General features: G+C 43.6%; 10 protein-coding genes. 6 read left to right on the top strand and 4 right to left on the bottom strand.

Annotated elements, in window-relative coordinates; genetic code table 11:
• Window positions 1-146 precede the first annotated feature (146 nt).
• On the top strand, window positions 147-1,766 hold the full coding sequence (locus QUA03_RS20940) for an NAD(P)/FAD-dependent oxidoreductase (protein ID WP_333214596.1): 1,620 nt from the start codon (window positions 147-149) through the stop codon (window positions 1,764-1,766).
• 6 nt (window positions 1,767-1,772) lie between these two features.
• On the opposite strand, the gene QUA03_RS20945 is transcribed toward QUA03_RS20940, so the two are convergent.
• From QUA03_RS20945 to QUA03_RS20960, 4 genes are all read right to left on the bottom strand, one after another.
• Window positions 1,773-2,111 carry a XisI protein gene (locus QUA03_RS20945; protein WP_333214598.1) on the bottom strand — a complete coding sequence of 113 codons (339 nt, stop codon included), beginning with the start codon at window positions 2,109-2,111 and terminating at the stop codon, window positions 1,773-1,775.
• Window positions 2,099-2,446, bottom strand: a complete 348-nt coding sequence (locus QUA03_RS20950; protein WP_333214613.1) for an element excision factor XisH family protein — start codon at window positions 2,444-2,446, stop codon at window positions 2,099-2,101. Before QUA03_RS20950 ends, QUA03_RS20945 begins: the two co-directional genes overlap by 13 nt.
• Window positions 2,447-2,533: 87 nt before the next feature.
• Window positions 2,534-2,656, bottom strand: a complete 123-nt coding sequence (locus QUA03_RS20955; protein WP_333214601.1) for an element excision factor XisH family protein — start codon at window positions 2,654-2,656, stop codon at window positions 2,534-2,536.
• Window positions 2,657-2,658: 2 nt separating this feature from the next.
• Entirely contained in the window at window positions 2,659-3,210 is a 552-nt protein-coding gene (locus QUA03_RS20960; RefSeq protein WP_333214603.1) for an acireductone dioxygenase, read from the bottom strand.
• Between the two features lie 226 nt (window positions 3,211-3,436).
• Between QUA03_RS20960 and QUA03_RS20965 the strand changes: the two genes are divergently transcribed.
• The 5 genes from QUA03_RS20965 (at window position 3,437) to QUA03_RS20985 (ending at window position 7,547) form a co-directional block, all read left to right on the top strand.
• Window positions 3,437-4,402, top strand: a complete 966-nt coding sequence (locus QUA03_RS20965) for a M48 family metallopeptidase (RefSeq protein ID WP_333084407.1) — start codon at window positions 3,437-3,439, stop codon at window positions 4,400-4,402.
• 225 nt (window positions 4,403-4,627) lie between these two features.
• On the top strand, window positions 4,628-5,053 hold the full coding sequence (locus tag QUA03_RS20970) for a DUF4359 domain-containing protein (protein ID WP_333214604.1): 426 nt from the start codon (window positions 4,628-4,630) through the stop codon (window positions 5,051-5,053).
• 227 nt (window positions 5,054-5,280) lie between these two features.
• The gene (locus tag QUA03_RS20975) at window positions 5,281-5,847 is read left to right on the top strand and encodes a TerD family protein (RefSeq protein ID WP_333214606.1); all 567 of its coding nucleotides are present in this window, start codon (window positions 5,281-5,283) and stop codon (window positions 5,845-5,847) included.
• Window positions 5,848-5,880: 33 nt separating this feature from the next.
• Complete coding sequence (locus tag QUA03_RS20980) at window positions 5,881-6,081, top strand: hypothetical protein (RefSeq protein WP_333214608.1); 201 nt, start codon at window positions 5,881-5,883, stop codon at window positions 6,079-6,081.
• Window positions 6,082-6,248: 167 nt separating this feature from the next.
• Window positions 6,249-7,547 (top strand): TerD family protein, encoded by a 1,299-nt coding sequence (locus QUA03_RS20985; protein ID WP_333214610.1) that lies wholly within the window; start codon window positions 6,249-6,251, stop codon window positions 7,545-7,547.
• Window positions 7,548-7,557 lie beyond the last annotated feature (10 nt).

Raw genomic sequence — 7,557 nt, forward strand, 5'->3', positions numbered from 1 at the left:
GCAATTATCAACTCAAAAATTAAAAATTGATCGCCCAATGACGATCGCCCATAGGATGCCCGGTTAAATAGTTATAATACTTCTGTTCGGGATTTTTATTCTTCCTTCTTCCTTCCTTCTTCCTTCTTCCTTCTTCCTTCCACTATATGTTACGAATAACCGAAATAAAACTCCCCCTAGATCATCCTCCAGATGCGATCGCCAGCGCCATTCTCAAAAAGCTGCAAATTCCCCCCGAAGAATTGCTCGGCTATTCCATATTCAAGCGCAGCTACGATGCTCGTAAAAAAGCAGAAATCCTCCTTGTCTATATTGTGGATGTAGAGACGACACAGGAAAAGCAACTTTTGGCGCGCTTCAAAAAAGATCCTCATTTGATAGTAACACCAGACACGAGTTATCGCTTGGTAGCCAAAGCCCCCAGCAATTTGACGATTCGCCCCATTGTGATTGGTACAGGGCCGTGCGGTATGTTTGCAGGCCTGATGCTGGCACAAATGGGGTTTCGCCCTATCCTTTTAGAACGCGGAAAAGCAGTTCGCGATCGCACAGTTGACACCTTTGGATTTTGGAAGAAAAAAGCAGAATTCAACCCAGAATCTAACGCTCAGTTTGGTGAAGGTGGTGCGGGTACTTTTTCCGATGGCAAACTCTACAGCCAAGTTAAAGATCCTCAGCATTATGGGCGGAAGGTGCTGACGGAACTTGTGAATGCGGGAGCTTCACCAGAAATTTTATATATTAATAAACCGCATATTGGCACCTTCAAACTGGTGGGAATTGTCCAAAGTATTCGCGCCCAAATAGAATCATTAGGCGGAGAAATTCGGTTTCAAACTCGTGTAGAAGATATCCACATCGAAAATGGAAAAGTGCAGGGACTTACCCTCGCCAGCGGAGAATATATTGCTACTAATTATATAGTTCTGGCGGTGGGACACAGCGCCCGCGATACTTTTGAAATGTTGTTTTCGCGCGGGGTTTACATCGAAGCAAAACCATTTTCTATTGGTTTTCGAGTCGAACATCCCCAAACTATCATCGATCGCTGTCGTTTTGGCGATCGGGCGGGCCATAAGCTTTTGGGCGCCGCCGATTACAAACTGGTTCACCATTGCCAAAACGGTCGTTCTGTGTATAGTTTCTGTATGTGTCCCGGTGGTTTAGTAGTGGCGGCTGCGTCAGAACCGGGGCGACTTGTTACTAATGGGATGAGTCAATATTCTCGGAATGAACGCAATGCTAACAGCGGGATTGTGGTGGGTATCACGCCGGAGGATTATCCGGGTCATCCCTTAGCGGGAATTGAGTTTCAGCGTCGTCTAGAAGAACGGGCATTTGAGTTAGGAGGTGGCACTTATAACGCCCCTGGGCAGCTTGTGGGTGATTTTTTGGCAAATCGCCCTTCCACCGCGCTAGGCAGTGTGCAGCCGTCTTATACGCCGGGAGTTGTGATGACTGATTTGAGCGAAAGTTTGCCAGATTATGCGATCGCAGCTATCCGCGAAGCACTTCCGGCTTTTGACAAACAGATTAAAGGATTTGCGATGGATGATGCGGTTTTGACTGGGGTGGAAACGCGCACTTCTTCACCAATTCGGATTAAACGCAAGGAAGATTATCAGAGTTTGAATACAGAAGGCCTTTATCCTGCTGGGGAAGGTGCAGGATATGCGGGTGGAATCCTGTCGGCAGGAATTGATGGGATTAAGGTGGCGGAGGCGGTTGCTTTGAGTATTTTGCGATCTTCAAACCACAAAATTTGACGCGGATCAACCAACTGCAAATTCGGTGTATTGTCGGACATGAGGTGCATGATAGGCTAGCACAATTTCCTGGGATGGGACACATCGTGCTACTAACTGATCGGCGATCGCTTCTTCAGTCCCGTCATGCTGCACCCAAATTTTCCCATCTTTAATATCTACATGAATCACACAGCCATAAATCCGAGTGCTACCGTTTTTCCAACCCACATTTACAAGTTGATAGCGATCGCTTACCAGATCGAAAATCGTCTCGCTGGAAACTGGATCGCTAGGCGATCGCCTATGAGCTCGTTCAGTTAGCAATTCCTGAATATGTTGACGATACAAACTTACTTTATCCATTGAGAAATCTCCTTTTTTTCTGTATCGTAAACTAAAAGCGGAATTTGATTGCGTTCAATCACCCTTTGAATAAATGAGTAGTTGAAAAATCTAGTGTAAACATCTAAGGGAACTGCCAGGTAAAGAGTTCTCTCTGGATCGTCATATTCTAATGCAATCCGATAGTTAATAAATTGTCCCACTGCGGTATGAAATTCGGAAATCGTCGATGGTGCCAAAAACGTTTTGATTTCAACCGCAATTTTTTCATTATCCTTTGTCGCTGCTAATAACTGTTCTGCACCCAGATCGATATAAAAATCCACAAATCCCAGATCGATATGATAAGGATCAATCGATTTTAGATTTTAGATTTTAGATTTTAGATTCAAGCATTGACCCCAGGGATAAATTGGGGGGTTCCTTTATCGGATACAGGTTTTTTATTTCTGGACGGATGAATCCGGGGGCTTGTATCCTGGATGCTTTTGGTCATGAGTAATTGTCCAATCCTGATTTTGGAGGGCAATTTTGACGAGTTCATGAAACTTATCTTTAGCTGGCATATTTAAACAGCAGCTAAACGCGATCGAATTTCCGTATCCGTATACTCCGGCGTCCAGCCTTCTTGCGTGGTAAAATAGCGCACCGCTTTAATTTTCCGGGCTGCTGTCAAATAAAACCAATGTTCTGTATTCGTCGGCACGTTGATAAATTCTTCCGGCTGCACTGTGAGTTCGACTTGGCTGCCGTCGGGCCGCACGAAGCCAAAAATGCCTTCTCCTGCTACGATGTAGCGCACTTCATCATCGGCGTGGATGTGGCACTTGTTGAATTTGGACAGCAAGGTGTCGATGTTGGGAATGTCTGGGTGCAGTACAATTAAGTCTCGCGATTGATAGCCTGCCGTTTCCTTGAGTTGTTGAAAGTAGCCGTCGAGGGCTTGCAGCACTTGCTCTTTTTGATTGTCGTCAAGAGCATCTTTAGCTAACAAATTTTGAATTTCAGCGCTGTCACCCACGGGCCAGCGGTTGAGTTGAATGTTTAAGGAAGCGAGTTCTCGGGTAATGTCGCTTTGTTGAGTGTAGGTTGTACCGTTTTCGAGTTGCAGGATAGCCATTTTTGTACGTTCCAATTTTTGGGTGAGGCGATACACAGGCACTCTGAAAGATGTTTGTCGATCGCGCCTGTACCAGATTCACAATTTTAACGCTAATTTGAACAGGCTTTCCGCCCTGTTCCACAACAGTTCAATATTTGTCGCGATAACATTGATAAGTCAGGCGCCAGCTAGCACCAGCAGCGATGGCATTACTGATATCTTAAATGTAACTTTTGCAACAACTATGCCTACTTATACTGGAATTTCTAGCGAAGCATTTCAGCATCCCCTCGATCGCCAAGCTGAGGAAGCGTTACGCAGCGTACCTGGATTTGACTTAATTGCCAGCAAATTTGTAGAATTTGTCTACGAACGACCGCAATTCGTTTACCTAATGGGAAATAGCATTCAAGTCGGGCCTCGCCAATATGCCAGCATTTATCATATATTTCGGGAGTGCGTGCAGGCTTTAGATGTTTTTCCAGAACCGGGTTTATTTGTTTCTCAGAATCCCTCAGTTAACAGCTATGCCCTGGGAAAAAACCAACCTTATGTAGTATTAAACACGGGTCTTTTAGACTTGTTGGATGAGGCCGAACTGCGGGTAGTCTTGGCTCACGAGTTGGGACACATTAAATGTGGCCACCCAACTTTAAATCAAATGGCGATGTGGGCGATGAGCGTCGCATCGACAATTGGCGAGATGACTTTCGGTTTGGGAAATATGGTCGGTAGCGGTTTAATTTTCGCTTTTTATGAGTGGCGGCGCAAGGCTGAATTGTCGGCGGATCGGGCGGCTTTGTTGGTGACGGATGACTTGAACAGTGTGATGAAGACGATGATGCAACTTGCGGGAGTTAGCAGTAAATATGCTGACCAATGCAGTTTGCAAGAATTTATCCGCCAGTCTGACAACTATCAAGAGCTCGATCGAGACAATCTCAACCAAGTGTATAAATTTTTACTTTACAACGGCGGCCAAGGCGTGATGCTGAGTCACCCTTTCCCGGTGGAACGCCTGCGGTATTTGCGAGACTGGGCCAGTTCCGAGGAATACCGCCAAATTAAGCTAGGGAACTACAAGCGGGCTGTAGCTGAGGGTGCGGTTGATGTCAAGTCGCAAACGCCTAACAGTGAGACGGAGGCTTTGCGCCGTCAGATTGAAGAATTGCAGCGGGAGATCGAGAGGCAAAAATCAAAGCGAAACTAAGTTTAAATTCCTCGTTTCCAGGCTGTGCCTGGGAAGCAGCTAAATGTTTTGTTGAAGATTTACCGGATTTGAGGGAGGGGGAAACGTAAAAGAAAGATAAACCAGTGAGAGACTTACTCGCAACTGGCCTCCAATCTGAAAACTGTCCCCTCCTTTCGGAAATCTGTTTCGGAGGAGGTGTAGTTTAAATCAAGAGAACCTTATAAATCAACGGGGCTAAAAAAAATGAATATTGATAACACAATGAATACTAAGAAGCCAACTTCTAATTTTTTCGGCAATGTGGGAAAAGTCGCGATGGCTCTGACTCTTCTAGCCGCCGGCATGGCATTTACAAATCCTGGGAGAGATCAATACCTAACTTATGCTTCCGGCGTACTCCAAACCGAGTTGGAAAGCACTGTGTGCAAAGATTCTCGCGTCCCGAAAGCTTTGGGCGGCATTACAGATACTTTGATCGGCAGTTGCAAGAATCTGCTGACTTCGCAGCGGGGCACGATCGAAAGCTTGCTCGACAATACAACGCAGCGTCAGAATTTGGGTGTGGTCAGTATTTACACAACTGAATTAGGTAAAAAAAGCTATCAAACAGTTGGAGCTTTTGGTAATTTTGTTACCCTGCCACCTAGTTCTGAAAATGTTCAAAATTAGAGTCAAATTAAGTTCACTTGTTGAAACCGGGTTTTTTAGAAAGCCCGGTTTTTGTTTACGTAATTCTCTCTCAGTAAATCTCAATAAATTCGGAGAGCAATAGCACATATTTTTAAGGAGACCCGCTATTAGAGAGAAAATATTAAGTTTTCTTAAAGAAGAAAAGTTATTGTCCCACTTAATATTAACATGAACGCTATAAAGTTTGATGTTTAACAAATAAGCAGATGGTAATGCAATTAAGTAAGGGTGAGAGATTTAATATCTCTAAAGAAGCGCCCGGTTTGAAAAAAATGGCGATCGCCCTCGGTTGGCAGGTGACAGAGGCAGGACAAAGCTACGAGGTTGATGTCTCTGCGTTTATGCTAGGTGCTGACGGCAAAATACCTAACGATAAGTATTTTATCTTTTACAATAATCTGCAATCCGGTGACAGTTCGGTACTGCAAGTGATTCGGGATAAAAACAACAGAAGTCAAGAGAATAAAACGATTTACGGGGTTATCTTGAAAAGAGTTAATGCTGAAATTGAGGAAATAACTTTTGTTGTCACTATTCACGAAGCAGATAAAATTAATGCAAATTTTAGCAATATAAAAAATGCTTTTATCAAGATTTACAATTTGGATACAGAAAACGAACTTGTTCGTTATGAATTAAAAGAGAATTTTTCGCGAGAGACTGCTGTAGAATTTGGTCGCTTGTATAGAAAGAATGGAGAGTGGAGATTTCAAGCGGTAGGAGCAGGATATCAGGCAGGATTGCAGAGTTTTGTGGATAAGTATTGCAGCTAAAGTAGTAATAATATTGCTCCAATTAATCACGAGTTGGCAGCGGTCACAGCAGATGATTTGCAGTTCCCGGCTGGGGAGTTGGAGGTGAAGCCAGAACCGGAAGCGGAACAGTCTCGTCTGGAGCATTTGGTAACTTTGTTAACTTGCTACCTAGTTTTGAAAATGCTCCAAACCAATGTCAAATTCAGTTCAATTGTAGAAACCGCTTGGGAAGCTAGCCCGGTTTTCACTTAGGTAATTCTCTCTAAGTAAATCTCAATAAATTCAGATACAGACACCAGATATTTTTAATCAAGCCCGCGATTAGAGAAACTCTGTTAAATTTCATTAATTAAAGAACTTCTTATGCCACTTAACCTTAAGATGAGTAGTATAAATTTTTATCTTTAACAAATAAGCAGATGGCAATGCAATTAAGTAAGGGTGAGAGATTTAATATCTCTAAAGAAGCGCCCGGTTTGAAAAAAATCGCGATCGCCCTCGGTTGGCAGGCGACAGAGGCAGGACAAAGCTACGAGATTGATGTCTCTGCCTTTATGCTAGGTGCTGACGGCAAACTACCTAACGATAAATATTTTATCTTTTACAATAATCTGCAATCCTGTGACGGTTCGGTACTGCAATCGATTCCTGACAAAAACAACCGAGGTCAAGAGAATAAGAGTATTTACGGCGTTATTTTAGATAAAATTAATCCTGAAATTGAGGAAATAACTTTTGCGGTCACTATTCACGAAGCAGATAAAATCAAGGCCAATTTTAGCAATATCAAAAATGCTTTTATCAAAATTACCAATTTGGATACGGGAAGCGAACTGGTTCGCTATGAATTAAAAGAAAATTTTTCGCGAGAGACTGCTGTAGAATTTGGTCGTTTGTATAAAAAGAATGGAGAGTGGAGATTTCAGGCCGTAGGAGAAGGATATCAGGCAGGATTGCAGAGTTTGGTTGACAAGTATTACAGCGGAAATAGCCATAATATTGCTTCCATTAGTAGGGAGTTGACAGCGGGAACAGCAGCAGATGATTTGCAGTTGCCGGCTTGGGATTTGGAGGTGGATTCAGAACCGGAATCGCAACAATCTCGTCAGACTCGAAGGGTACAGCCATCACGAATTAACAATCAAGTTAATAATTCGCGAAGTCGCAAAATACCCGCAGCTTTATTAGCAGGTTTAGGGGTTTTGGTGTTGGGGACAGGTGTAGGGACGATCGCCTTTATGCGATCGGGAAATGAAACGCTGAAGCAAGCTAAAATACTGGCAGTTGAAACGCAGAATGCAGGGAAAGCCACCGATGTAAATCTGCTCAGAAGTTTCGATCAACGACTTAAAGAAACGATCGCCAATTTAGAGAAAATTCCTAACTTCCCCGGCTTTGGGTATCAGCAAGCTAGAGCAGATTTGCTGCAACTGCGCCCGAGTTTGGTTCCAGTAGCGCAAAATTTACAGGCGGCAGAAAGTCTAGCAACGGCTCAAAAATTGGCGATGGAAGCTGCTGTGGTTGTGCAAAAACCGCCTCATCCGATCGAAGTTTGGCAGCAGTCGCAAAGTAAATGGCAACAGGCGATCGCACTTTTAGAAGCGATCGATTCACGTACACCTGTTTATAATCTAGCTCAAAATAAGTTATCTACAGCACTTTGCGTGACTAAGAGGTACAGTAACAGCAGTGAGCAAAATAATTTTCGATTTGCTTAGTTGAACATAA

The organism is Microcoleus sp. S36b_A4 (genome assembly GCF_036700645.1).
Lineage (GTDB): Bacteria > Cyanobacteriota > Cyanobacteriia > Cyanobacteriales > Microcoleaceae > Microcoleus.

What these genes read in the sequence shown, in the direction of transcription:
- QUA03_RS20955 (WP_333214601.1), bottom strand. Translation starts at nt 2,656, where the DNA reads ATGCCAGCTAAAGATAAGTTTCATGAACTCGTCAAAATTGCCCTCCAA.
- QUA03_RS20960 (WP_333214603.1), bottom strand. Translation starts at nt 3,210, where the DNA reads ATGGCTATCCTGCAACTCGAAAACGGTACAACCTACACTCAACAAAGC.
- QUA03_RS20970 (WP_333214604.1), top strand. Translation starts at nt 4,628, where the DNA reads ATGAATATTGATAACACAATGAATACTAAGAAGCCAACTTCTAATTTT.
- QUA03_RS20965 (WP_333084407.1), top strand. Translation starts at nt 3,437, where the DNA reads ATGCCTACTTATACTGGAATTTCTAGCGAAGCATTTCAGCATCCCCTC.
- QUA03_RS20985 (WP_333214610.1), top strand. Translation starts at nt 6,249, where the DNA reads ATGGCAATGCAATTAAGTAAGGGTGAGAGATTTAATATCTCTAAAGAA.
- QUA03_RS20945 (WP_333214598.1), bottom strand. Translation starts at nt 2,111, where the DNA reads ATGGATAAAGTAAGTTTGTATCGTCAACATATTCAGGAATTGCTAACT.
- QUA03_RS20975 (WP_333214606.1), top strand. Translation starts at nt 5,281, where the DNA reads ATGGTAATGCAATTAAGTAAGGGTGAGAGATTTAATATCTCTAAAGAA.
- QUA03_RS20940 (WP_333214596.1), top strand. Translation starts at nt 147, where the DNA reads ATGTTACGAATAACCGAAATAAAACTCCCCCTAGATCATCCTCCAGAT.